At 61.5% G+C, this 22,850-nt stretch carries 25 protein-coding genes and 4 pseudogenes; 13 read left to right on the top strand and 16 right to left on the bottom strand.

Annotation, left to right across the window (positions count from 1 at the left end; all coding sequences use genetic code 11):
• Together D0Z70_RS21335 and istB are read left to right on the top strand one after the other, a co-directional pair.
• Window positions 1–530 (top strand): transposase (locus D0Z70_RS21335; protein ID WP_147418811.1); only part of this gene is annotated, 530 nt, incomplete at its 5' end.
• Window positions 531–545: 15 nt separating this feature from the next.
• A complete protein-coding gene (istB, locus tag D0Z70_RS21330) occupies window positions 546–1,286 on the top strand; it encodes an IS21-like element helper ATPase IstB (protein ID WP_119749909.1) in 741 nt (246 codons plus the stop codon).
• A 101-nt stretch (window positions 1,287–1,387) separates the two neighbouring features.
• Here the strand turns inward: istB and tnpB are convergent, their stop codons facing one another.
• The 10 genes from tnpB to D0Z70_RS21280 all read right to left on the bottom strand — a co-directional run bounded on the left by tnpB (window position 1,388) and on the right by D0Z70_RS21280 (window position 12,901).
• Window positions 1,388–1,585, bottom strand: coding sequence for an IS66 family insertion sequence element accessory protein TnpB (gene tnpB / locus D0Z70_RS25880; RefSeq protein ID WP_119749907.1), 198 nt, complete (start codon window positions 1,583–1,585; stop codon window positions 1,388–1,390).
• Entirely contained in the window at window positions 1,582–1,911 is a 330-nt protein-coding gene (locus D0Z70_RS21320) for a transposase (RefSeq protein ID WP_182914063.1), read from the bottom strand. Before D0Z70_RS21320 ends, tnpB begins: the two co-directional genes overlap by 4 nt.
• Window positions 1,912–2,020: 109 nt before the next feature.
• The gene (locus D0Z70_RS21315; protein ID WP_119749921.1) at window positions 2,021–3,034 is read right to left on the bottom strand and encodes an IS110 family RNA-guided transposase; all 1,014 of its coding nucleotides are present in this window, start codon (window positions 3,032–3,034) and stop codon (window positions 2,021–2,023) included.
• A gap of 160 nt (window positions 3,035–3,194) precedes the next feature.
• Entirely contained in the window at window positions 3,195–5,441 is a 2,247-nt protein-coding gene (locus D0Z70_RS21310) for a TonB-dependent receptor (RefSeq protein ID WP_119749905.1), read from the bottom strand.
• A gap of 48 nt (window positions 5,442–5,489) precedes the next feature.
• The gene (locus D0Z70_RS21305) at window positions 5,490–6,368 is read right to left on the bottom strand and encodes an SDR family NAD(P)-dependent oxidoreductase (RefSeq protein WP_119749903.1); all 879 of its coding nucleotides are present in this window, start codon (window positions 6,366–6,368) and stop codon (window positions 5,490–5,492) included.
• A gap of 51 nt (window positions 6,369–6,419) precedes the next feature.
• Window positions 6,420–8,213, bottom strand: coding sequence for an acyl-CoA dehydrogenase C-terminal domain-containing protein (locus tag D0Z70_RS21300; RefSeq protein WP_119749901.1), 1,794 nt, complete (start codon window positions 8,211–8,213; stop codon window positions 6,420–6,422).
• A gap of 52 nt (window positions 8,214–8,265) precedes the next feature.
• Window positions 8,266–10,443, bottom strand: coding sequence for an acetate--CoA ligase family protein (locus D0Z70_RS21295; protein WP_119749899.1), 2,178 nt, complete (start codon window positions 10,441–10,443; stop codon window positions 8,266–8,268).
• Window positions 10,444–10,449: 6 nt separating this feature from the next.
• The gene (locus tag D0Z70_RS21290; protein WP_119749919.1) at window positions 10,450–10,881 is read right to left on the bottom strand and encodes a Zn-ribbon domain-containing OB-fold protein; all 432 of its coding nucleotides are present in this window, start codon (window positions 10,879–10,881) and stop codon (window positions 10,450–10,452) included.
• Between the two features lie 8 nt (window positions 10,882–10,889).
• Complete coding sequence (locus tag D0Z70_RS21285) at window positions 10,890–12,062, bottom strand: thiolase family protein (RefSeq protein WP_119749897.1); 1,173 nt, start codon at window positions 12,060–12,062, stop codon at window positions 10,890–10,892.
• Between the two features lie 77 nt (window positions 12,063–12,139).
• Entirely contained in the window at window positions 12,140–12,901 is a 762-nt protein-coding gene (locus D0Z70_RS21280; RefSeq protein WP_119749917.1) for a crotonase/enoyl-CoA hydratase family protein, read from the bottom strand.
• 305 nt (window positions 12,902–13,206) lie between these two features.
• Between D0Z70_RS21280 and D0Z70_RS21275 the strand changes: the two genes are divergently transcribed.
• From D0Z70_RS21275 to D0Z70_RS21255, 5 genes are read left to right on the top strand one after another with little or no spacing between them, the layout of a single operon-like run.
• Window positions 13,207–13,455 (top strand): type II toxin-antitoxin system VapB family antitoxin, encoded by a 249-nt coding sequence (locus tag D0Z70_RS21275; protein WP_119749895.1) that lies wholly within the window; start codon window positions 13,207–13,209, stop codon window positions 13,453–13,455.
• Window positions 13,452–13,841, top strand: a complete 390-nt coding sequence (locus D0Z70_RS21270; protein WP_119749893.1) for a type II toxin-antitoxin system VapC family toxin — start codon at window positions 13,452–13,454, stop codon at window positions 13,839–13,841. Before D0Z70_RS21275 ends, D0Z70_RS21270 begins: the two co-directional genes overlap by 4 nt.
• Window positions 13,841–14,143: a hypothetical protein gene (locus tag D0Z70_RS21265; RefSeq protein ID WP_119749891.1), complete on the top strand. Its 303-nt coding sequence runs from the start codon at window positions 13,841–13,843 to the stop codon at window positions 14,141–14,143. The genes D0Z70_RS21270 and D0Z70_RS21265 overlap by 1 nt, the downstream gene beginning before the upstream one ends.
• Window positions 14,140–14,517 (top strand): CopG family transcriptional regulator, encoded by a 378-nt coding sequence (locus D0Z70_RS21260; RefSeq protein WP_119749889.1) that lies wholly within the window; start codon window positions 14,140–14,142, stop codon window positions 14,515–14,517. Before D0Z70_RS21265 ends, D0Z70_RS21260 begins: the two co-directional genes overlap by 4 nt.
• A complete protein-coding gene (locus D0Z70_RS21255) occupies window positions 14,514–15,476 on the top strand; it encodes a tyrosine-type recombinase/integrase (RefSeq protein WP_119749887.1) in 963 nt (320 codons plus the stop codon). The genes D0Z70_RS21260 and D0Z70_RS21255 overlap by 4 nt, the downstream gene beginning before the upstream one ends.
• Window positions 15,477–15,601: 125 nt before the next feature.
• Here the strand turns inward: D0Z70_RS21255 and D0Z70_RS21250 are convergent, their stop codons facing one another.
• Window positions 15,602–15,976: a type II toxin-antitoxin system VapC family toxin gene (locus D0Z70_RS21250; RefSeq protein ID WP_239019066.1), complete on the bottom strand. Its 375-nt coding sequence runs from the start codon at window positions 15,974–15,976 to the stop codon at window positions 15,602–15,604.
• A 20-nt stretch (window positions 15,977–15,996) separates the two neighbouring features.
• Window positions 15,997–16,272, bottom strand: coding sequence for an AbrB/MazE/SpoVT family DNA-binding domain-containing protein (locus tag D0Z70_RS21245; RefSeq protein WP_119749882.1), 276 nt, complete (start codon window positions 16,270–16,272; stop codon window positions 15,997–15,999).
• Between the two features lie 452 nt (window positions 16,273–16,724).
• Between D0Z70_RS21245 and D0Z70_RS21235 the strand changes: the two are divergent.
• The 4 genes and pseudogenes from D0Z70_RS21235 to D0Z70_RS21220 all read left to right on the top strand — a co-directional run.
• Window positions 16,725–17,289 (top strand): annotated as a pseudogene (locus D0Z70_RS21235) (transcription elongation protein SprT).
• Window positions 17,290–17,379: 90 nt separating this feature from the next.
• Window positions 17,380–18,033, top strand: coding sequence for a ParA family protein (locus D0Z70_RS21230; RefSeq protein WP_046766288.1), 654 nt, complete (start codon window positions 17,380–17,382; stop codon window positions 18,031–18,033).
• Window positions 18,033–18,377 (top strand): hypothetical protein, encoded by a 345-nt coding sequence (locus D0Z70_RS21225; protein ID WP_119749880.1) that lies wholly within the window; start codon window positions 18,033–18,035, stop codon window positions 18,375–18,377. The genes D0Z70_RS21230 and D0Z70_RS21225 overlap by 1 nt, the downstream gene beginning before the upstream one ends.
• Window positions 18,374–18,550, top strand: a pseudogene (locus D0Z70_RS21220) (replication initiator protein A); the annotation flags it as partial. The gene D0Z70_RS21225 and the pseudogene D0Z70_RS21220, both read left to right, overlap by 4 nt.
• Window positions 18,551–18,586: 36 nt before the next feature.
• On the opposite strand, the pseudogene D0Z70_RS21215 reads toward D0Z70_RS21220, so the two are convergent.
• From D0Z70_RS21215 to D0Z70_RS21205, 3 genes and pseudogenes are all read right to left on the bottom strand, one after another.
• Window positions 18,587–18,988 (bottom strand): annotated as a pseudogene (locus D0Z70_RS21215) (IS3 family transposase); the annotation flags it as partial.
• A 115-nt stretch (window positions 18,989–19,103) separates the two neighbouring features.
• Complete coding sequence (locus D0Z70_RS21210) at window positions 19,104–20,462, bottom strand: IS110 family RNA-guided transposase (protein WP_119749878.1); 1,359 nt, start codon at window positions 20,460–20,462, stop codon at window positions 19,104–19,106.
• A gap of 227 nt (window positions 20,463–20,689) precedes the next feature.
• Window positions 20,690–20,926, bottom strand: a pseudogene (locus D0Z70_RS21205) (transposase); the annotation flags it as partial.
• 85 nt (window positions 20,927–21,011) lie between these two features.
• Here D0Z70_RS21205 and D0Z70_RS21200 point away from each other — a divergent pair.
• Window positions 21,012–21,347 carry a hypothetical protein gene (locus D0Z70_RS21200; RefSeq protein WP_239019065.1) on the top strand — a complete coding sequence of 112 codons (336 nt, stop codon included), beginning with the start codon at window positions 21,012–21,014 and terminating at the stop codon, window positions 21,345–21,347.
• Between the two features lie 25 nt (window positions 21,348–21,372).
• On the top strand, window positions 21,373–21,639 hold the full coding sequence (locus tag D0Z70_RS21195; protein ID WP_119749876.1) for a hypothetical protein: 267 nt from the start codon (window positions 21,373–21,375) through the stop codon (window positions 21,637–21,639).
• A gap of 52 nt (window positions 21,640–21,691) precedes the next feature.
• On the opposite strand, the gene D0Z70_RS21190 is transcribed toward D0Z70_RS21195, so the two are convergent.
• Window positions 21,692–22,603 (bottom strand): replication initiation protein, encoded by a 912-nt coding sequence (locus D0Z70_RS21190; protein WP_239019064.1) that lies wholly within the window; start codon window positions 22,601–22,603, stop codon window positions 21,692–21,694.
• Window positions 22,604–22,850: the final 247 nt, after the last annotated feature.

The raw sequence follows: 22,850 nt of genomic DNA, 5'->3' as shown, positions 1-22,850 counted from the left end.
TCCATCCCGATTATCATGTCGAGGTCGACAAGACCTTCTACTCGGTCCCGCACCGGCTGATCGGGCGGCAGGTCGATGTCCGGCTCACCCACAGGGTGGTCGAGTTGTTCCACGATCACCAGCGGGTGGCGAGCCATGTCCGGCGGTCCCAGCGCCGGGGCCATGTGACGGTGAGCGAGCATATGCCCAAGGCCCATCAGCGTTATGCCAACATGACGCCAGCCAGCCTGATCGGCAAAGCCGACCAGATCGGCGTCAACGCGGCGATCCTGGTCGAACGGCTGATGCGCGACCGGCCTCATCCTGAACAGGGCTATCGTTCGGCGATGGGCGTTCTGTCGCTGGCCCGGCGCTACGAGCGGGACCGGGTGGAAGCATCATGCGAACGCGCGCTGATCATCAACGCGGTCTCCTACTCTTCGGTCGCCGCGATCCTCAAATCCGGGCTCGACCGGATCAGGCCGGCGACCGAGCCGGCACGACCCACGCCTGCGCACACGAACATCCGTGGCCGGGGCTATTATCAATGAAGAAAGGAAACTCCCATGTTGAACAATCCCACCCTTGATCAGATGCATGCGCTTGGCCTCGCCGGAATGTCCGCCGCGTGGCGCGAGATGACCGCACAAGGCAGCGGCGAGGATCTTGCCCGCGAGGAATGGCTCGGGTTGATGCTCGACCGCGAAATGGCGGTCCGTGCGGACCGGCGTCTAGGCAACAAGCTCAGGTCCGCGCGGTTGCGCTTTGCCGATGCCTGTATCGAGGACATCGACTTTACCGCGCACCGCGGGATGGACCGCCGCGCTATCCTGTCGCTCGCGCAAGGGGCGTGGCTCAAGGCTCATGAGAATCTCATCATTACCGGCCAGACCGGAACCGGAAAAACATGGTTGGGTTGCGCCTTTGGGCGGCAAGCTGCCCGGCTCGATCATCCGGTTCTCTATATGCGCATGCCGCGCCTGTTCGACGCGCTCGCTCTTGCACGCCTCGACGGCAGCTTCCCGCGTCTGGCAGACAGGCTGGCGCGGGTCGAACTGCTTATCCTCGATGACTGGGGCACCCACTCGCTGAGCGATCAGCAGCGGCTCGATCTGCTCGAAATCTTCGAGGAACGCTATCGGCGAAAATCCACGCTGATCACCGCCCAGCTCCCTGTGACCGCCTGGCACGACATGATCGGCGAACCCACCATCGCCGATGCCATACTCGACCGGATCATCCACAATGCCCACCGCATCACCCTCGAAGGGGACAGCATGCGCAAGCAAAAACCACCTCAGGCTTGACCTCAAAGCAAAGCCGCGCGATCAGCCAACCCGACTTCAACAAGGCAAACGGAAAACACACCTCCAGCTGTCCCGGAATTAGCGAAACCGCTGTCCGCGATTTAGCGAAACGAATGTCCCGTTTTTACGAAATACGCACACAGATCGCCCCGGCGCCCTCGGAAGACATAGAGATCACCGGCATGGGGGTCCCGCTTGAAGCTCTGCTGTATCTGCAGGGCCAAGGATCGCATACCCTTCCTCATATCGGTATGCCCGGTCGCGATCCATATCCTGACACCCGAGGGGACCGGGATCACCGCCGCAGCGACCGCAGGACGGCAGCAGCCAAATCCGGCGGCGTATCCGCCGCTATGCGGACCGTGATGCTGCCCAGCTCCACGACAACCGCTGGCCCCGTCGGCGGCGCTGGATCAGGCTTCACCGCAACGGCGGCAAAACCGTTCGCATCACCGAACATCTGTCGCCGCCAGCGATAGATCTGGCCCGGCCGTAGATCCGCCTCCCTCGCGATCTCCGCCACGTTCGCGCCGGGTTGCGACACCGCCATCACCAGCGCCCGCTTCTGGTCGTCAGACCATACCCGCCGCCGCTCAACGCCCGAAATTATCGTCACCTGACCCATCGCACCGTCTCTAGTACCGGTGCAAACACCAGTGCTTGCACCGGTGCCATCTCCAAATATCAGCCGATCACCGCAAGGCGGCCCTCACCGGAGGCGTACGCAGGTGCGTTCACGCCATCCGGTAATTCTCTTCACGTGTCATCATCGCCCAGATCATGCGCGCCATCTTGTTGGCCAGCGCGACCGCCGCGACCATGCGTGGCTTGCGCCCCAGCACGCGTCCGAGCCAGTTGTCGGGCAACACGCCTTTGCGCACGATCCATCGGATCCGGCTCATAGCACCCACGATCAGCAGCTTGCGGATATCGGCCTGGCCCATTTTGCTGACCCCGCCGAGCTTGGTCTTACCGCCAGTCGAGCGCTGTCGCGGGACTAGCCCGAGCCAAGCGGCGAAGTTGCGTCCGCTGGCGAAGGTGCGCAGATCTGGCGCGAACGCCATGATCGCACCCGCAGTTACTGGGCCAACACCGGGGACCGTGCACAGCCGCCGCATCGCGTCATCGATCTTAGTCGCGGCGCGCAGCTTGAAGTGCAGTTCGTCGATCTTTTGCGTGAGCATCGCGATTTGGTCGAGGTAAAGGCGAACGATATCGCGAACAGCGTCAGGAAGTTCGGTCGCATCGTCGTCGATCATGCCAGCGACGGTCTTGAGGCCTGTCGGCCCCTGCGGAACGACCAGCCCGAACTCGCCAAGATGTCCCCGCATGGCGTTGATAAGCTGGGTACGTTGCCCGACGAAGGACTGGTGGGTCCGGAATGCGACTGCCCGGGCCTGATGCTCCGCACTTTTGACTGCCACATAATGCAGGTTCGGCCGCAGGGCGGCTTCGGCGATCGCAGCCGCGTCCGCCGCGTCGTTCTTCTGCCGTTTGACGAACGGCTTCACGTAGATTGGCGGAAGCAACCGCACCTCGTGGCCGAGTCCTTGCGCAAACCGTCCCCAGAAGTGGCTCGTCGCGCAGGCCTCCATCGCAACAATGCAGGGTGTCTGCTCGCGCAGAACCGTCTCGAGCTTCGCGCGCGAAACCATGCGGTTGAATAGAACCGCCCCTCCCACGGCAGTCGCGCAGACCTGGAAGCTGCGCTTGGCAAGGTCGATCGCAAGAATGTGAACGTCAGTCATGTGCTCCTCCTTCTCCAGCGCAATGTCGCGCCGGTCAGGCATCATACGATGCCGGGCGAAGGGGGCATCCACCCCATCAGTTCAGACCTTAGATGGGCCTCACTAAGCGTTCCGCTTACTGCTGTTTGAGTAACAACCTTGAAGCCCCCTCCACGATACTCTAGAATTTGAACTGGGCACCAATGCCCAGCCGCCTTGGCCGTTCATATACGACATAGGTCCCGAGAGCCCCCGGCGAAATCTGCTGCGCCACCTTAGCGTTCGTGAGGTTGGTGCCCCACAGGAAAAACCGCAAGTTCTCGTCAGGCGTCGTCCAACTGATTTCCCCGTTCAGCAACTGGTGAGACTTCTGCATCAGTGTGTTCGCAAAATCATGATAGACCTTGGCGCTATGGAACAGATTGCCCGATATGCCAATCCGACCGCCAGCGAAGTCCCGCCCCCAATTGAAACCTAGGTTGAACGTGAAGCGAGGTGCTCTGGTCATCTGGTTGCCCGATGCATCGGTCGTGGTCTGAAGGTTGCCACCCTGCGGTAAAGCGACGAACAGCGGTGAATCCGGGAAGTCCTTATAATTAGCATGGGTGTATGCGATGGCAGTGCGGATCTGCAGATCGTCGGTCGGCGCGGCGGTGACTTCGAGCTCGGCACCGTAGATTTCTGCGGTGGCCGCATTCTGGAGCAGGAAAGCGAGGCCGCCGGGAGCACGCGCGTTCACCTGCAGGTCAGTATAGTCGTAATAGTAAGCCGAGATGTTGGTACGCAGCCACGGGAGGGGATCGGCCTTCACGCCGACTTCCCAAGCTTTGATTTCCTCTGGATCGGTTGCCACGCCCGAAAAACCTAAACCGTTGAAAACGCCACTCTTGAAGCCCGTCCCATAGCTTGCATAGAGGTTCGCATCGTCGGCGAAATTGTACCTGAGCGCGATCCGATAGGTCCATTTGTTGAACGACTTCCTCGCCACGCCGTCCGTGTCGAAACCGGGGGCCGGCGCAACGAGAGACACGCCGTTGAGGGCTTGGCGTAACTTGCGTTTCTCGCTTGAGTAGCGTCCGCCCACCGTCACGAAGAATGTATCGGTGAGTTCATAGGTGCCTTCGGCGAAGCCAGCCCAGGACGTCGTCTTTACCTCGGGGGCGAGAAAGGTGAACGACGGCGGCACAGTTGAACGCGGCGCCCCGCCGAGCGCGATATCCATAGAGCCGTCGAGGTTGAAATAATATGCGCCGACGATCCATTTGAGCCGTCCGGCGCCGTTCGAGAGCAGCCTGACTTCCTGGCTGAAAGTATCAGACTTGAGCGTGATGAGGGTCGAGCCGCGGTAGATGTTCGAGGAATCGGAATCTGCGTCCTGAGCATTCTTGGCGTTCATGTAACCGGTCGAGGTCTCAAGGTTAAAGCCGTCGAACTCGAACTGGGAACGCAGCGAAAGATTGTAACGTTCATAATCAGTGCGCGGGGTGAAGCTAAGCGAAGTCTGCCACGGTCGCGTGGGAAGGATTACGTTAGGGACCGGGATAGGCGCCCCGCCCGCCACCAGTGGTGGATCGAACAAGCCGGCGGAGTTGTTGTTAAAGGGCTGAGCCGCAGTGGTCTGATCGTTGGAATCTGCATACTGACCGGTCAGGATAATACGCGCGCTGTCACTCGGTTGAAATAGCAACTTGCTGCGCAGGTCGATCACCCTTGTCCGCCCGAGATAACCTCCGCTGGCCAGGTTTTTGATATAGCCGTCGTTCTTTCGATACAGCGCGGCGAGATCGGCGGCGATCGTGCTGGTCAGCGGTCCAGTGATATAGGCTCGCAAATCATAGTCATTCGCATCGCCGCGCATCCGGCCGTACTTGGCGGAGATTCGGCCGTGCGCTTCGAATTTTGGGTCAGGCGTGATAATGTTAATCAGACCGCCCGTCGCGTTGCGGCCAAATACCGTCCCTTGCGGCCCCTTGAGCACTTCGACCCGTTCGACCTCAACCAGCTCCAGCGAGGTCGAAAAAGGATCGGCCTGATAGATGCCGTCGATGTAGGTGGCAACGTTGGATTCGTCCCCTACAGTGACGCCGCTTGAGCCGACGCCACGAATGACGGGCAAGTTGACGCTGAGGTTACGAGCGCCGTTAAGGCCAGGGACGACCTGCGTAAGGCTGCGCACTTCGACGATACCTGCGCCACCTAATGTGTTGGCGGTGATGGCGCTGACGGTCACCGGAATGTTCTGCAGGCGCTCTTCGCGGCGCGTGGCGGTCACGACGATATCTTCGAGACCGCCGGTTTGCTCGGCGGATGGCTTACTCGCCCGGTCTTGCGCCTCCGCAACATCTGCTCCCGTCTGCGCGACGGCTGGAGCCGCGCTCACGGCCGTGCAGGCCAGTAGCGGCCATTTGGACCATCCTTTCGTAAGCATTGCATTTCCCTCCTTGTTTTATACTTAGTTTTAATTGGCTTATGACCGTTACGCTGGAAAAGCCGCCCGCATTCTCGACCCGATCGCGCACTCCTCGGCCCCCGCGAGGGCATCGACTGCCTGAAACTGGGCGTCGAAAGCCTCGACGGTGGCCGGCTCGCCTACACCGAAGCGGACGCCCGCCGTCTCGAAATAATGAACCCGACCGAAAGCGCCCCTGCCCGCGGTGATCGTATGTCCGCTGACGTGGCAGCGTTCACTCGATAGCCAGGCAACGGCGGGCGACACCAATTCGGGGCGGAAGGCCCTGGCGGTTTCCTCGTCGAACATGCCTTCGGTCATTCCCGTCGCAGCGGCCGGCGAGAGCGCGTTAACCAGCACGTTTTGCTTTCGCCCTTCGAGCGCGAGGGAGTTCATCAGGCCGAGTACCCCGGCCTTGGCGGCACCGTAGGCACATTGCCCGAAATTGCCCGATGTCGCAGCCATCGAGGTGGTGAATATTATCCGTCCATAACCCTGTTCGTTCATCAGGGGCCAAACTGCCTTGGTGCAGTAGATCGTGCCCATTAGATGGACGCGGATCACTGCTTCGATGTCCTCAAGTTCCACCTTGAGGAAACTGCGGTCGCGCAAGAAACCGGCATTGTTGATCAGCACATCGACCTTGCCATAGGCTGCGATGGCGGTGGCGACCATGGCCGCCCCTCCTTCGGCTTGTTCGACGCTGTCATAGCTGGCGATAGCGTCTCCGCCCGCGTTGCGTATCTCCTCAACAACGGCATCGACCCGCGCGCGGCTCTCGGTGTGACCGCGGCCGTTGACAACCAACTTGGCTCCACGGCTCGCGAGGAGGAGCGCATGGCTGCGCCCAAGCCCGGCACCCCCGCCGGTGACGATCGCGACGCGACCGTGCAGGTTAAGCGTCATGCGCTGTCACTCCCGCGTGAGATGATCCCTCCAATTCCATCGCTCAGCCCTTCAAAACCATTGCTCTTCCAATGCCATCACACTGTCCGCGCTCGCCTTGATCCGGGTCAGACGGAGCGAAGTTTCCGGCAACATGCGCTCGGCGAAGAAGCGCGCACGCATCAGCTTGGCGGCCATCTCGCCACTCTCGTCGCGGTCTTCTTTGATCTGCCGCGTCGCGGCCTCGGCAATGCGCAGCCACATGTAGCCGACCAGCACCAGGCCCATCAGATGGATGTAATCCGTCGCGCCCGCACAGGCGGCTTCGCGATCCCGGCTGCCAAGCCCGACCAGATAGGTCGTCGCCTCCCGCATGTCGTCGAGCGCCTGGGCCATCGCCTCGACCAGCGACAGTGAGGGAGTCGAGGTGCGGTTGGCGGCGAGTTGCGCGACGATCTCATCGATCAGGTCGAACGCTGACTGACCCTGATTGTGGCCGAGTTTACGCAGCACCAGATCGACGCCTTGGACTCCGTTCGCACCTTCGGCGATCGCGAGCATCCGGCTGTCGCGCACGAGTTGCTCGACGCCGGTTTGAGCCATATAACCGTGGCCACCGAACATTTGCTGAGCGCCAACCGTATTGTTGAAGCCTTCATCGCTTAGATAAGCCTTGATGACCGGGGTGATCAGCGCAAGGCGCTCCTCTGCTGCGGCACCCTCCGCCTTGTCAGGTGTGCGGTCGACAATATCGGCGATCAGCCCCGACCAGACGAGCAATGCGCGTGCGCCTTCGTTAAAGCTCTTGAGCTTCATCAGGGTACGGCGAACGTCGGGCTGAACGATCAGCGGGTCGGCCATCGCCTCCGGTCTTTTCGCCCCTGCAAGCGCGCGGCCCTGCAGGCGCTCCTTGGCGTAGGCGACAGCATTCTGGGTTGCCAGTTCGGAAACTCCTACTGCCATCGTACCGGTGCGCCGCCTAATAGCGTTCATCAACTTGAACATGCCGATCAGGCCTTGTCGGGGTTCGCCCACCAACCAGGCAGTCGCCTCGTCATAGTTCATCACGCAAGTAGCGCTGCCCTTCAGGCCCATCTTGTGCTCGATCGAGCCGCACGAAACAGCATTGTGCAGGTCGAATCTCCCATTCTCGTCCCGCAGCAGCTTGGGCATCAGGAACAGTGAGATACCCTTGCTTCCCGGCGGATCGCCCTCGATCCGCGCGAGCACGAAATGGATGATATTGTCGGTGAGGTCGTGTTCGCCGCCCGAGTTGAAGATCTTCGTGCCGGTAACTTTGTAGCTTCCGTCGGGCTGCGGCACCGCATGGGTGCGCAGCAGACCCACGTCGGTCCCGCAATGCGGCTCTGTCAGTCCCATCGTCGCGGACCACTCGCCGCTGATCAATCGGGTAAGATAGGTGTCGCACTGGTCCGCGGTGCCGTGCGCCATCATAATCTCGGCAATGCTCTCCCCCCATCCGGTGTACATGTCGAACGATTGGTTGGACGCGCTCCGGAATTCCATCGCTGCGGTCGCAAAGGTTCTTGGGAAATCCTGCCCGCCATATTGCGTCGGCGCGGCAAGACCGGCCCACCCACCCCCGGCATAAGCGCGATATGCATCGGAAAAACCGCTCGGCGTGGTGACGCGGCCGTCCGGGTGACGGGTGCAGCCTTCGCGATCCCCGCTGGCGCTAAGCGGAAGCATGACCTCGCTCGCGATCTTTCCAGATTCTGTGAGTACGGCTTCGATGACCTCAAAGTCGAGGTCGGCAAAGCCGCGCAGATGGCGATGCTTGTCGAGGTCGATCAGTTCTTTAAACAGGAACATATAATCGGCGACTGGTGGATCGTAGCTCAGCATGACACGTACGCCTCCTCAGCTCTGGTGCGAGCGGGTGTTTTGCCTGCCGATCTCATTGCGTCACGATGAGGGCGTCGAGTGCAACAACTCCCTTCCCCTCGCCGTAGGCAACCAGCGGATTGACATCGATCTCGGTGATCGCGGGATCGGTAGCGATCAGCCGCCCGACCTGCGCCGCAGCGCGCGCCACCGCCGCCACATCGATCGGCGGGCTGCCGCGGAAGCCGCGCAGCAACTTCGCGCTTTTGAGGCTGCCGAGCGCCTCGACAATTTGCGCCTCGGAAGCGAGCGCGGGAAGCAACGTGACGTCGCCCAAGGCCTCGATCCAGACCCCGCCCATGCCGACCAGAAGGACTGGGCCCCAGGACGGATCCCGGCGTGCGCCGACCACGAGCTCGACGCCGCGCTCCCCCATCTTCTCCACGAGCGCGCCGTCGAGCACTAGGCCCGGCTTGGCACGCTCTATACTGGCATAGAGCGTGGCCCACTGGCTGCGGAGCGCTGCCTCGTCCGCGATATTGAGTAGTACCCCGCCCACATCGCTCTTGTGCGCGAGCGCGGCCGCCTGCGCCTTGAGAGCAACCGGGAAGCCGATCCTCGTGGCAATCGCGATCGCTTCATCGACCGATTTGGCAAGCCCGCCTTCTGGCACCGCGATCCCAATCTTGGCCAGGACCTGCTTACCCAGCCATTCGGGGTGGGTGCCGCTGCCCAGCGTGGGCAGATCGGTGAAGGGCTGCTGGGTGACAGGCTCGCTCCAACCGCGCCGCTGGCGTCCGTGGCGGGTAAGAACCGAAAGCGCGCGCATCGCGCGTTCCGGCGAGCGCATCAGCACCATCTGGTTCTGTTTGAGGATATCTCTCGTTTCCTGAGGGATCGGGCAGTCCTCGCTATGGATAACATATATGAGCGGCTTGTCCGCCGGGAGAGTCGACGCGATCGCCGCGAACGTAGACGAGATCGGCAGACCAACCGACGGGTTCGAGATCATCACGCTGCCGACCGCAGGATCAGCGAGTACCGCTTCGGCACCAACCCGCAGCAGATCGGGCTGCCAGGCTGGCAATGTGCCCATGTCGAACGGATTACGCGGCGGCGTGAAATCGGGTAGCTTGCCCTTGAGGCTGTCAACGGTCTCCTTTGACATCGGCGGGATATCGATGCCAATCTCGGCCGCGTAATCCAGAGCGATGCCGCACAGCGCGCCTGACATTGTGACGATGCCGAGCCCTTCGCCGTTGTGCTGCGGATAGCGAGTCAGGATCTGTGAGACATCGATCAGTTCTTCGAGCGCATCGGCCATCACAATGCCCGCGTCTTCGAGCAAAGTGCGCATCACCTTATAGTCACCAGTCAGCGCCCCGGTGTGAGAGGCGGTCGCAGCTTGCGCCTTGGCGCTCTTGCCGGGGTGAAGCAGAAGTATCTTCTTGCCGTGATCGCGCGCGAGCTTGGCGACCGCAAGCATGTCCTCCGGACGGCGGATCTGCTCGGCATAGCAGACGACAGCGGCAGTGCTCTCGTCGGCAAGGAAGAAGCCGACGAGGTCAGCGATCCCAAGATGCGCCTCGTTGCCGGTGGTGACCATGTAGGAAACGTTCACGCCGCGCTGCTGCAGAGTGTAGGCGATATGGTGGCCTATGCCGCCGCTCTGGCAGACGATAGCCACACCCGGTCGGCTACTGTCCTCGGACCGCTGAAGCTCGGTGGGGACCAGCATTACGGAAAAAGCGTCGACATAATTGAAATAGCCGACGCAATTGGGACCGACCAACGCTAGGCCGCCTTCGCGTGCGATGCGGCCAATCTCCTCCTGCTCCTTGCGTCCCTGCTCTCCGGTTTCCGCAAAGCCCGACGAAAAGCAGACCGCGCTCTTCACGTTGCGCGCGATGCAGGCCTCGACAGTCTCACGCACCGTTTCGGCGGGCGTGATCAAGATCGCCAGATCGACGCCCTCTGGAAGCTGGTTGATGCTGGTGAGGCAGGGAATGCCTTCGACTTCGCCGCCGCTACGGCCGACGAGATGGATATTCGTCTTGAATTCGCTGTTCAGCAGGTTCTTGAGCACAGTATGGCTCGGCGTACCCGGTTTGGATGACATACCTATGATCGCGACCGAGCGCGGCCGCATCATCTGCTCGATACCCGTAGTGTGCAGCTTCACCTGACCAACCGTTGCGGTTGCCTTGTTCTTCTCTCCCACTTTATCCTCTTTCAAAAATGTCGTTGTCATGGGCTTTTAGGCGCCGGCTGGCTGGAACATGAGCAGATTTGTGCCGTCGGCAAGGGGCGCCCAGAACGGCACGACCTCCATGCCGATCGAGATCTCGTCGAGGTTGCATTTGATGACGTTGGCCATGATGTTGACGCCTTCGTCGAGCCGGACGAGCGCGATCAGATAGGGTTCATGACCGCGAAACGGGCCATTGCCGACATTCGCGATCGTATAGCTGAATATCTCGCCATGGCCTGACACTTCGCGCCACTCCAGATCGCGGCGGGCAGTGAACAGGCTGACGGGGCGCGGGAACCACTGATATTGGTTCGCGCGCGGGCAGTATTGCACCATCACCTTTTTATCGCGCGTGCCCTCCCAGAAGGGAATGCTGAAATTGGCGTGGCGGATCGGATCGCGCGGAACCGAAAGCGTGTCGTTGGCGGGCTTGCTCATGTCGGGCCTCACGCGTCTGGAGTCAGGACGAGGGCGGTACTGCTCCCCCAATTGCGTCCGTAGGGGATCCAGCCGATGCCGGTGACGAGGGCGTTGCCGATGTTCTTCACCTGCCGCGCGTCCCCTTCGCCGAACAGTTGACGCACCGCCTCGACAAGGTTGGTACCGCCGCCGGCGAGTCCCGCCTGGCCCGCGGAGATTTGGCCACCACTGGTGTTAAGCGGCAAATCGCCATCAAAGCGCAGATCCGTCTCGTGAATGAAAGCAGCTCCCTGGCCAGGCTTGCAGAAGCCAAGCATCTCGAACTGGATCATCATCGCTATCAGGAAATCGTCATAGGGGTGGAACGAGCCTACGTCGCGTGGGCCGATTCCCGCCTGCTTGAACGCTTTCTCACCCGCTACCCGATGGCCGGATTCAGTCGGCTCGAGGCCGTTCTCCGACAGCTTGTAATTGGTGCGTTCGCCGTAACCCGTCGGGACGACGAAGCGCGAATAACCTTTTTCTTTCGCACGTTTCTTGCTCATCATCACGAAGCCATTGCCGCCGTCGCACATCATCACGCAGTCGAGCAGGCGCAAAGGATCGGCGATCATCCGCGAATTGAGATAATCCTCTACGGTGATCGGCTGGCGCAGTTTCTCTACCGCATTGGGATTGAGCACGGCATGTTCGCGCTGCGCCACGGCCATCTTGCCAAGCGCCCTGGAATCGAGCCCATAGAGATGGTCGTAACGGCGCGACAGCAGTCCGAACGCCCCGGGCGGGCCAAGCAGGCCTTCGGGATCAGCCCATTCATGGTGGAACGAACGCATGATGAGATTGTCTTCCGTGCTCGGTGTGTCGGCGTTGATCAGAACGATCGTCTCGCAATAGCCAGCATCGATCGCCGCTGCGGCGCGCGCGACTCCGCCTGTAGCGGAGCATCCGCCGAGATCAGTGGTATCAGTGAAACTGGTCTCCAAACCGAGATAGTCGAGGCAGGACTGGGACCACATCGGCGTCTTTGCGCCGGTCGCCGACGGTGTAAAGATCACCCCGTCGATCTCGGCGCGCTCAAGCCCGGAACGCTCGAGCAGCGCATCTAGTATCTCACCCGCGTAATCCCAGACGTCTCGGCCGCTGCGCATAACGTGCTTGGCCTCGGCATAAGCGACGATCGCATTGTCACGCAGCGCCATGGCGGCGTCTCCTTTTTGGGTTTGTTGAACGCGTTAAACACATCGGACTTTTTCCTGCGGTTCGCTGCGCAGCATAACTATTTCTTGTTGCGCGTCAGGAAGGCGTCGATGCCCTGCTGCGCATCAGGCGAAGTCAGAGTAAGAGCTGACGCGACCGCTTCGGCGAACAGCCCTGCCTGCGCCGGCATATCCTCGATCATGCTCAGCGCGTTAAGCATCATGTAGTTGGATATTTTGGCGTTGGCGGCAACGTTCTTGGCGATCTCAAGCGCGGTTTCCATCGACTTACCCGGATCCACGACATAGTGCGAAAGGCCAAGCTGCTCACCCCTGTCGACGTCGATCCGCCGTCCGGTAAGCATCATTTCCGTCAGCCTGCCGACGCCGATCAGGCGTGCGATCCGCACCGTGCCGCCGCCGCCCAGAAAAATCCCGCGCCGCCCCTCGGGAAGCTGGTAGAAAGTGGTCCGGTCAGCGACGCGGATGTGTGCGCAAGAGGCGAGTTCGAGGCCACCACCGATTACGGCGCCCTGCATCGCCGCGATCACCGGCCGACCGCAGTACTGGATCGAGTCGAAAAGCTTGTGCCCCCAGCGCGAATACAGCATACCTTCATAGGCAGGCTTCAATTTATACTCGGCTAGGTCGAGCCCGGCACAGAAATGATCGCCTTTGCCAGTGATGATTACAACGTCAACGCTGTCGGGAATATCGGTGAACGCTTCCTGCAGCCCCACGAAGATCGCGTTGGACAGCGCGTTGCGCTTCTCTGGGCGATCAAGCGCAATAATCGCTAGGTTGTCTTTGATCTCACGAGTCACGACGGGTTCGTCGACCATATGCATTCCCCTCTATGTTCAGGCTTTGAAGCGCTAGATCATTCAGCACTCTTGCCCAAATCGGCTTCAGGAGATTTCGGGAGCCACGCGTGAGCCGATGTGATCATATGGCCCGTGCACTTCTGAAACTAACCTTGCTGCTCATTTGATCAACTGATCAATAGGTAATGTCAATAGCTTTATAAGGCCGACACTCCTAAAGATTCACACCACCTTCTATATGTGATAATGTCCTTTATCATATACTCTTCCCCTTCGGCGCGCCGACTGGTAGAAAGGTGGCCAATTTTCCAGAAAGGCGCACCATGAGCCTCAATGTCAAAGATCCCGAAGCGCACCGGCTTGCGCAGGCCATCGCCCAGGCGACCGGCCAGAGCATGACTCGCGTGGTGACGGAGGCGCTGCGCGAGCGTTTCGCCACGATCGAGCGTCAGAAGGGCAAGGCGAGCGTCGCGGAACTGCTAACGATCGCCGACCGCGCCGCCACATATGTGAAACGCCCCTACGCCGATCATGCGGACCTACTCTACGACGAAAGCGGCCTGCCGGCATGATCCTCGACACGTCGGCCCTGGTCGCGATCCTGTATCGCGAACCCGAAGCGACGCGCTTTGCGCAAGCCATCCATGATGCCGATGCCTGCCGCATCAGCGTCGCCAGCTATGTCGAACTGTCCATGGTCATCGAAAGCCAGCTCGGTCCCGAAGGGATGCGCCAGGCCGAAGCCTTCTTTCGCCGCGCCGGCATCACGATCGAACCGGTTACGCTCGATCATGGCGAGCTGGCGCGACAGGCGTTTCTCGATTTCGGCAAAGGCCGGCACAAGGCGGGGCTGAACTTCGGCGATTGCTTTTCCTATGCGCTGGCCAAGGCGACCGGCGAGCCGCTATTGTTCAAGGGCAATGATTTTGCCCTGACGGACATAGAGGCGGCGGCATAATGCGCGCGGTGCATGACAAGATCGAAGGCCCCTTCGCCATTAAGGAGGACATCGACCTTTATGGCATGGTCGCGGGTGACGCGACGCTGCATCGGGGCATCCGCTTCATTCTCCACGATACGATCGCGGGCAACCTGACGATCGAGACCGGCGCGCGCGCGATCGTCCACGGCACCGTTGCGGGCCGCATCTACAACGAGGGCGGCCGTGTCGAGATCTTCGGGATCGCCGATGCCGTCGTTAACGGCTCACGCGATGCCATCACGATCGATCCCGCCGCCCATGTCCGGGGCCGGCCATGACCGAGGACGATGACGACAGCTTTGCCGACAATCATGCCGAGCGCGCCCAGGCCAGGGCGCTGCGCGAGCAGGCACGCGCGGGCGGCTTGCGCTTCGAGGCGTATCTTACCGGCGACCAGGCCGACTGGCTGCTGGAGCGGATAGAGCGCGGCCTGTTTCATGATCCATCCGAGGCGGTGTTCGCGATCGTCCAGAATTTTCGCGAACTTGAGCCGCATCGCGATCTGCGCGATGCGCTGCTCGGCCGGATGCTGGACGCAGCCCGTGCCGATCTGGAACCAGGTCGTCCCATCGACGAAGTATTTGACGAGCTGCGCCGGGACATGGCGAAGCCGCGCCCTGAACCGGCGCGCTGGGAGAAGAGCGCGCGATGAACCAGGTCGCCCCCCTCCCCTCCCCTACGCTGGCATTGCCGGCGCTGATCGCGTCGGCCGATGATGCCACGCGGCTGCGCTTCCTTGAGTTCTTCGCCGTCACCATCCGCAACGCGCATACGCGCCGCGCCTATGCGCGCGCGGCCGGCGACTTCCTGGCTTGGGTAGCGGCGCGCGGGGTGACGTCGCTTGGGGCCGTGCAGCCGCTCCACATCGGGGCGTGGATCGAGGCGCTGGGGGGCGAGATGAGCGCGCCCAGCGTCAAGCAGCAGCTCGCCGGCGTACGCCGCCTGTTCGACTGGCTGGTGATGGGCCAGGCCATGCCGGTGAACCCCGCCGCATCGGTGCGCGGACCGGCGCATAGTCAGCGGCGCGGCAAGACGCCGGTGCTGGCCCCCGAAGAAGCGCGGCGGCTGCTCGACACGATCGACATGACGACGCCAGCGGGATTGCGCGACCGCGCGCTGATCGGGCTGATGGTCTATTCGTTCGCGCGGATCGGCGCGGCGCTCTCCATGCGTGTCGAGGACGTGTTCATGCAGAATCGGCGGCTATGGGTTCGCCTGCACGAAAAGGGTGGCAAGCGCCATGAAATGCCCTGTCACCACAACCTTGAGGATTATCTGACCGCCTATATCGACGGCTGCGGCTTGCGCGGGCAGGCCAAGGGGCCGTTGTTCCGCACGATCGCGCGCGGCACTAAGCGACTAAGCGATACCCCCCTGCCCCAAGCCAATGCGTTCGCGATGGTGCGTCGGCGCGCGGCGGCGGCCGAGATCGGCACGGCGATCGGCAACCATTCGTTCCGCGCGACCGGGATCACCACCTATTTGAAGAACGGCGGCACGTTGGAGACGGCCGCGACGATGGCGAACCATAGTTCGACCCGCACCACCCAGCTCTATGATCGGCGGCCCGACGACGTGACCCTGGACGAGGTGGAGCGGGTGTTGATTTAGGCGGCCATAGTTGGCGCACATTCCCAGCGGCCACCATTCCAATGAAGCCCTACCCGCTCGATCGTCGCCAGATCGTGACACGGCACCCTAGCGTTACCCGTGGCGGATGAATATCGCCTTAACGCCTATTTCAGCAGTCGGGCGGCGGTCCCCTGCCCTTTCAGCAGCTTCACCGCTTTCCTGTCGAACGACACGAACGTTTCGCCGCCTTGGAATCGGCCGTCAAACGCGATCACCCCATCCGCGAAGTCGCCGCCAGCATCGAGGACAGCAAGGCCTGCTTCGACAATAGGGCGGTTCACCACGACATTGCGCGTGTTCATAAAACATCGGATCGCGGCGGCAACGTCGAGCCGTGCCGCATGGTAGCTCCGTTCCATCACCCATGCGAGTTCGCAGAGGGAATGGACGCTGATCGCCACGGAATCCGCTTCCTTGAGCGTTTCGATCGCGAGCTTTTGCTGCACCTCATCGCCGGGAACGACAAGGCGCAGCAGCACATTCGTATCAGCGGTAATCTTCATTTCTTGTCCATGCCGGTCATCCCAGCGGCAGCGCCCGCTTCGGCGATCGCGTCGTTGATTTCCTCTATCGACAGCCGGGCGCCATTCGTCTTTCCGGCGAAAAAGTCTCGCAGATCGTCCCAGGAGCCATCGGGTTCATCGGCCTTCAGCTCCGCCTTGCCATCAGGGAGCAGGTGGAGCCTGATCTTGTCACCGGGCCGGATACCTAGATGCTTCAAAACATCCTTCCGGAAAGTCACCTGGCCCCGCGCGGTTACGCTTAATGTCGTCATGGCTATTACCTCCGTATCGAGTAAATATAATGCAGAATAGCATTACTTTCAAGGCCGAAATTTTAACAGCCAAAATGACTAAGCGACTAAGCGACTAAGTTATTAAACGCCTGCCGCTGGCGCGGCACCGTGGCTCTAGTCGCTCGCGCTCCCCAAGCCCGCAAGCGGTCTTGGCCCAAGGTGACGATCCACATGGCGGGAGCGAGAACCGCTCGCGGATCTCGCGGGCAGTGTGCCGACGTGCGCCGGCGTCGATGTTCGCTCCGTGGGGAGAGGACGTTCCGCCCCCCTCTCCCCAGCAACGGGAATAGACGGGCCGTGCCTCGCTGCGCTGCGGCCGCTCCACCCCGTCGACTCCCGCTGCCCCCTCTCCCACCGGCGTTCTTGGGCGTCCGTGTTCCGGCCGATGGCCTGGCCATCGCCGGACAGGCGATTTGAAGGGAGTAAAGACGATGACCCACGAAACCCGCGAAAGCTGGCTCAATGCGGTGGCGCTGGGCATGGCTCCGCCGTTTGAGGCGCTGGACGCCCCCCTGCCCTCGCGCGTGCGCGTGGCGATCGGCTTCACCAGCGCGGGAGCCAGGGCAAGGCGATCGGCGAGTGCTGGGACAACCGGCTCAGCGCGGACGGGCATTTTGAAATCTTCATCCGCCCGGACCTCGCCCACGCGCCCGACGCCATGCCGGCGCAGATCGCGGCCATCCTCGCGCTTGGGCTGGGCCTTGTCGGGCCGATGCGCGCCACCACTCCCGGCGACGTCTTCCTTGCCACCATCGCGCCGATCCTCGCCGATGTTGGCCCCCTTCCCCATGCCCGTCTCGACACGGCGGGGGAGTCGACCGCGCCCAAGAAGCAGAAAACCCGGATGCTCAAATGCGCGTGCGCGACGTGCGGCTATACTGTGAGGACCGCGCGCAGATGGCTGGAACTGCCGGAGCGCCGTTTTGTCCGATCGAGGATCATGGGGTCATGGCGCATGAACTGCTGGACGACGACGAGAGTGAGGAGGAAAACTAAGCCACTAAGCCACTAAGCCACTAAGCGGCATGACTTGCTTACTAAGCGACTAAGCGATATAAGCCGCATAGTCGCTTAGTAGGAGCCGTCATGCAAACTTGGGCCATCATCGCGCAGAAGGGCGGGCAGTCGAAAACGACCATCGCCACCGCCTTCGCCGTCGAGGCCGCCTGCGAAGGGGCGGCCGTTGTGATCCTCGATGCCGACGACCGGCAAGGGTCCGCGCTCTATTGGTCGGAGCGGCGCGATACAGACGATGTGATGGTGAAGGACAGCAGCGTCGCGGGCTTGCCGCTGCACGTCTCGCGTGGGCGCGAGAGCGGCAAGCTGGACCTTATCATCATCGACACGCCAGCGAACTCCAAGGACATCGCCATGTTGGCCGCCGAGCAGGCCGATTTCGTGGTGATCCCGGTCGCGCCCAGGGGGCTGGACGTTCATTCGGTTCTCCAGACCGTCAAGCAGGTGCAGCAGGCGGGAACGCCGTTCGCGGTGATCCTGACCCAAGTGCCGCACCAAGGCGGGGAGGGGGCCGAGGCCCGCGCGGGCTTCGCCGCGAAGGGCATCGCCGTGTTCGATTCCGTGCTGCACTTCCGCAAGGACTTCTACAAGGCGACGCCGATCGGCAAGACGGCGGTCGAACTGGAACCGGACAGCAAGGCGGCGGCCGAGTTGCGCGCCGCCTACGCGGAGGCTAAGCGACTAAGCGGTTATGCGAATAAGCCACTAAGCGAGGTAGCCTGATGGCCAAGAAATCCTCCGCCCTGGCCGGAATCTTCGATGATCCCGAACCCGAGGCATCGCCCACGCCCGTTCCAGCGCCCGAGCCGGTGCCCCAACCGGAACCCGCAGCCCGATCACGGCCTAAGCGGGCAGGGGATGGCGCGCGCGGCGCATCCAGCGCCGCGCCGGCACGGCGCAGCAGTCACCCGGGCAAGAAACCCGTGCTGATCCATATCCCCGAGGATATGCACCGCACCTTGCGGCAATTGAGCGTCGAGGAAGGGGGCGAGCCGCTGACCGTCGTCACCGAGCGGCTGTTGCGGCAATATCTCGTGTCGCGAGGCCATACCCGGTTCGCCCCGTGAACAAGCGCCGCGATCCCAATCCCACGTTTGACCTGTTCATTCCGCTGGTGAACGACCTTCCGCTAAAAGATCAGCGGGAGGTGATGGAGCGGCCGTTTTTCTCGCTCCAGAAGCGCAAGCGCCTCAAGCCGATCGAATATCGCAGCCCTGACGGCGAGGCGTGGGTGAAGGTTGGACTTGTAACGGTTTTGCGCCGGTCACCTATCTCATTAAGCCACCTTGGCTTCGAAGGCGAGCGGGCTGATGCCGCCCAGATATGAATGTCGGCGACGGGTGTTGTAGAACCCGTTGATGTACTGAAAGATGGCGGCTTCTGCCTGACGCCGCGTCGGCCAGCTCTGCCGCCAGATGAGTTCGGCCTTCAGGGATTTGAAGAAGGTCTCGACGGAGGCGTTGTCGTAACAATTTCCCTTGCCGCTCATTGAGGGACGCAGGCCATAGGCCTGCAGTTTTTTCTGATAATCGTAAGAACAATATTGGCTGCCGCGATCCGAATGGAAAAGGCAGCCCTCTGGAGGCTGGCGCAGGCGCACCGCCATATCCAACGCCCTGATCGCCAGGTCCTTCTTCATCCTGTCACTTACTGCCCAACCAACGACACGTCGGCTAGCCGCGTTCACTAACATCCATGACACGGCAGAGCAGTTCAACGGGCCACCGGTGTCGCCAGCTATGCACAAATGCGAACTTCACGGCCTTTGGCGCGCGAAGAACTGCGTGGCCTTCCTAAGAAACAGCCATATCAGGCTCCGCAGGCATTTCATGCAGGATGAAGCCGAAGGCCTTGGCACGGCGCTGCAGATTTCCGATCACCCGGCTGCGATAGCGTTCCTCATATTGTGTGGCGCCGGGATCATGATACGCCATGCCGTGGCGCAGGCTGTTATAGAACAGAACCGCGATTTTGCGTGCGGTCGCGGTCACTGCCTTAGCTTTTCCGGCGCGTGCCGACAGTCGACGGTAGAACGCCCCAAGTGCCGTGTCACTTCGTCCAATGGTGGTTGCTGCCAGGCGCAGGAGTGCAGCTGCGCGGCTTGAGGAGCGTCGGGTTTTGGACGACAGCAATTTACCGCCGGATATCTTGTTGCCCGGCGCCAGGCACAGCCAGGAAGTAAAATGCTTTGAACTGGGCCATGCGGCAAGATCGGTCCCGCACTCGCCAACCAGTTTGAGCGCGAGCGACGGGCCGATTCCGTGGATCTGCGTCAGATCTACGCCCAGCACGCGATAGAGCGCGGACCGGACCTCGAAGTCAGGCGCGTTCACCTGTCGCCTTTTGGTCCGGACTTTTGCGAGGTGGCGAACATCATGTCCCTCGTCGATTTCGAGCGCCTTGAGCGCGACCTCAAGCTTTCGATCACATTCGAGAATTTTGGTTTGGTAGAAGTCGAACAGGGCCAGGGATTGGCCAAGCGCGAAGATATGCTCGTCCCGCCAGTTCCCCGATAATGCCGCACAAATGGTCTCAATAGTCGCATGACAGCGGACGTCGCGCATTTGCGCCAGTGTGTTGGGCGTACGTTCCCCGCTCACAATGGCCCTGATGATCCGCATGCCCGTCACGCCGGTGATGTCGGAGACGACGTGATGAAGTTGTACATTCATTTCCATCAGCGCCTTCTGCATGTGCTGAATATGTGAGGCGGCATATTCGATCAGCCGCTCGCGCTGCCGCAGATAGGCACGCATGGTCGCCACGCCCGCCTCGGGACGGAAACTCCCTCGCAACAGCCCGTAGCTATGAAGGCGTTGCAACCATGCAGCGTCGCTAACGTCGGTTTTGCGACCCGGTACATTCTTGGCATATCGCGCATTGACCAGGACCACCTCAAAGCCGTGTCCTTCAAGCACTTCATAGGCCGGAATCCAGTAAACACCCGTCGATTCCATCGCGACAGTCGTGACGCCATATGTCTTGAACCAGCGGGCCATATCATGGAGATCGCCGGTGAATGTGCCAAACGCTCGTACCGGATCATCATCGGCGTTCGGATTTATGGCCGCCATATGCATGGTCGACCCGATGTCGATGGCAGCGGCGCGTGGATTGACCATAGACAACGCGCCGGATTTTGATCGTTCCATTCCAAGTCCTCCTTCAAAACAGGAGGGTATGGGCGATGCTAAACGTCATCTTCCTAACCGGGATCGCCGCAAAACGGCGTCACCACTCTCAAGTACGCAAACACCCACGGGCCACGTTTTTTAACGGGGTATCATGCCTCCAATAAGCCATCGGCCGCGACCCTCCCGGCTGCACCATAGCACGGCCCGTTTCTACCGCGCACAGGCGGGCTCAGCCGGCGACGGTTTTTTAGCACTTCCCTCTCCTCCCGCAGCACACGGTTCTCAAGACGAAGGCGTTCATTCTCACGCGCTAAATCTGCCTGCGGCGCTGAAACCAGATCACTAGGCCGATACTGCGATACCCACTTCCCCAGTGTCGACTTCCCAATCCCCAAATCCGATGCAACCCGGTCGCGGGGTAGCCCGCTGGTCAGTGCAATCCGCACCGCCTCCTGCTTAAACTCTTCTGTGTGCTTGATCATCTCGTCGGTCTCCTGTTGCGAGCTCTAATCGCTCAGGTGACCGGCGCAAAACCGTTACAAGTCCGCACTGCGCGCCGCGCTCACCGTGGCCGACACGCTGCTGGTGCCGGTGCAGCCGCGCAGCTTCGACGTGTGGGCGCTGGATCAGGTGGCGACGCTGGTGGCCGAGGCGCGCGAGATCAACGAGGGACTGCGCGCCGTCGCGATCCTCAACGGCGCGGACCCGCAGGGCGGCGACAATGAGGCGGCCCTGCAGATGATCGGCGACATCGAGGGGATCGAGGTGCTGCCCACCTCGATCGTGCGCCGCAAGGCGTTCCCGAACGCGGCGGCCGAGGGCAGGGGGGTGGTCGAGCAAATCCCGCGCGACGCCAAAGCGATCGACGAATTGACCGCGCTGATCGGCGCGGTATTTGTATAGCATGATGATAGCGGAGTGAGTTTCGATGGCTATCGCTCGTAAACCGAACAGCAAGCCCAAACCCCCCGTCGATGACGATGCGGCGGACGCTTTCATTGCCGGGGCCGCCAAACCCGCGACGCCGACGATCGAGACGGCGGCCGAGGATGGCCCGCGCAAGTCGCCGGTCATGCTGCGCTTCGACCGCGCCTTGTTGGCGAAGGTCGATAGCGCCGCGAAGCGGCGCGGCATCAGCCGCAGCGCGTGGATTCAGTTCACCGTGAGCAGGGCGCTCGACGCCGGCGAAGGGTGAAGCGCAGCGGATCGTAGCGCGGCGCGCGAAAGGTGAGTTTTGGGGTAGGGGCTCACCGTTCGGCGGCGGGCAGGTTGAAGTCCACGAGCACCGGCATTTCGGGAATACCGCCGCGCATCTTCGCGCGGCGGACGATGCTGTGCTGATCGATCAGGTTTTGCGCGTCGCGGCGACCGCTCGATGTTTTGGACATCCACAGCATCGCGACCTTTTCGACCTTGCGGCCTTTCTTGATCGGCGTGAAATCAACATAGAAAGGGCAGAGCTTGTTAATTTCCTCCTGGGCGACCTTGAGGCAATATTTGTTGAGATCGGCGAAGCGTTCAAGCTTGCCTTCGGGCACGTTGAGCAGTCCGCGCAGCTCCGCGATCGTGAACTCTTCGCTTTGCTTGTATTCGAGGCCGATCCGGCGCTCGATCATCTCATAGAGGCACAGCGCGTATTTCGACTCGAAACAATACATCACTTGAGTCTTGAGGCGCGCATAGACCTCGCTGTTGCGTAGTATCTCGATCAGTTCCTCGGGGATGCGGTAGTGCAGGAAGCCGTCCTTTTCGAGGCTTTCATCGCTGGGGCCGAGAAGCTGGACGCGGCGCTTGTAGCTCTTGCCGACCTTGCGGATGGTGACGATCGCGATGGTGCCCATCAGGCGCAGCAGCGAGCTTTCGATGCGCTCATTGCCTTGGTGCGTGCCCTTGAGCGCGGTCTTGGCGATGCGATGGATGACCGGCTCGCCGATGCGCTCCCAGGCGTTGGCGATCAGCAGATTGTAGATTCGGCGATCGGTGAGGTTGAGGGGGGTCAGCTCGACAATATCGACCAGCTCGCCGGGTTTGACGATTTCCCCGTAATTGGCCGGATCGAACGGGTTTCCGCGCCCTTTTTGCGCGAGGGTGCGGGCAGGGGTATCGACCAAGGCAAGCTGTGCCTTGGCGCCGTCCAAAGGTGAGGTTGCATGGGACATGCGCTCACCTTACCACCAATGGTGAGCCAGGCAATTCCTAAAACTCGCCGTTCGAGCGAACGGTGAGGGGCTACCCCAAAACTCACCGTCGATCGGGCGGCTACCCGAAAGCTCACCGGACTCGACCCCAACACTCACTTTTACCGGCCCCAAAACTCACCGAAGGCTACCCCAAAACTCACGCGAATCGACCCCAACGCTCACTTTTCACGGTCATTTCCCTAGGTTTTCTGCGGGTTTGAAGGCC

This window comes from Sphingobium terrigena (genome assembly GCF_003591655.1).
Lineage (GTDB): Bacteria > Pseudomonadota > Alphaproteobacteria > Sphingomonadales > Sphingomonadaceae > Sphingobium > Sphingobium terrigena.
This window is presented reverse-complemented; position numbering and strand designations above follow the sequence as displayed.